This is a genomic window from Methylorubrum zatmanii (genome assembly GCF_014845115.1).
Lineage (GTDB): Bacteria > Pseudomonadota > Alphaproteobacteria > Rhizobiales > Beijerinckiaceae > Methylobacterium > Methylobacterium zatmanii.
The window spans coordinates 1-1174 of record NZ_NKUI01000291.1; the positions used below are offsets into that span (position 1 = coordinate 1).

Genomic DNA, 1174 nt, shown 5'->3' on the forward strand with positions numbered 1-1174 from the left:
ATCCTGTACCTGAAGGCTGGCCGTGATTTGATACGGCTTGGGCGTCCGGCGCTCTTACGAGATCCAGGTCTGGTCCCGTGTGGGTCGCTCGCCCCTCGTGCCACGATCGTCAATCGGCATGATCCCGGACGTCCTGTCGTGCGTACTCCGAACAGTCGCTTGGGCTCCGCTCCGGCGGGCGCCCGCGTACAGGACAGGATCGGCCATGCTCAGCTCCGTCCCCACAGCCGGTATCGATGTCGGCAAGGACTTCCTTGATCTCGGGTTCCACCCCGCCGCTAAGCCGCTCCGGTGTGACAATACCCCGGCCGGCATTCGCGATCTGATCGCCGCCGTGACGAGCCGGGGTGTGCAGCGGGTCGCCCTGGAGGCCATCGGCCCCTACGCCTACCCTGTGACCGCGGCTCTGAGTGCGGCCGGCCTGCCCGTGGGTCTGGTCGATCCGCGCCGGATCAGGGCCTTCCGCACGGCCGAGGGGGTAATCGCCAAGACCGATCGGCTGGACGCCGCGCTCATCGCGCGCTTTGCTCAGCGCATGCCCGAGCACCTGCACCCCGCCCCTGAGCCCGATCAGATCGCGCTCAAGGCGCTCTCGACCCGTCGCCGCCAACTCACCGAACTGATCGCCCTGGAGAAGACCCGGCTCAAGCAGGCGCTCGATCCGCTGCTGGCCGACAGCCACAGGGCGGTGATCGATAGCCTGGAGGCCGCTTGTGCCGAGGTCGAGACCGCGCTCGACCGGCGCATCGCCGCGGCTCCGGACCTCGCCCGCAAACGGACCATCCTGACCTCGATCCCTGGGATCGGCCGGCGCATCGCCACCGTTCTGATCACGGACATGCCCGAACTCGGAGCCATCGACCGCAAGGCCGCCGCGAGCCTGGCCGGCATGGCCCCTCATCCCACCCAGAGCGGTCGCCACCCCGGACGTCACGCCATCGCCGGCGGCCGACCCTGCCTCAGAACGGCGTTCTACATGGCCGGCATGGTCGCAGCCCGGGCCTGTCCTGCCTTCACAGCCCCCTACAAGGCGATGCGCGAAGCGGGAAAGCCCGCCAAGGTCGCCATCGTCGCCACCGGCCGCCGCCTCGTCGTCCTCGCCAATGCCCTCGTCCGAGACGACAAAACCTTCGCCGAAAGCGACGTGGCCAATTGACCCGCAATACAGTCGCCG

At 68.7% G+C, this 1174-nt stretch carries 1 protein-coding gene; it reads left to right on the forward strand.

The genetic code is table 11. The annotated features are described in order from the left end of the window. Positions 1-205 precede the first annotated feature (205 nt). A complete protein-coding gene (locus tag MZTS_RS23650) occupies positions 206-1156 on the forward strand; it encodes an IS110 family RNA-guided transposase (protein ID WP_192285700.1) in 951 nt (316 codons plus the stop codon). Positions 1157-1174 lie beyond the last annotated feature (18 nt).

Excerpts from the sequence above, each read along its gene's own strand:
- MZTS_RS23650 (WP_192285700.1), top strand. The coding sequence starts at position 206 with ATGCTCAGCTCCGTCCCCACAGCCGGTATCGATGTCGGCAAGGACTTC.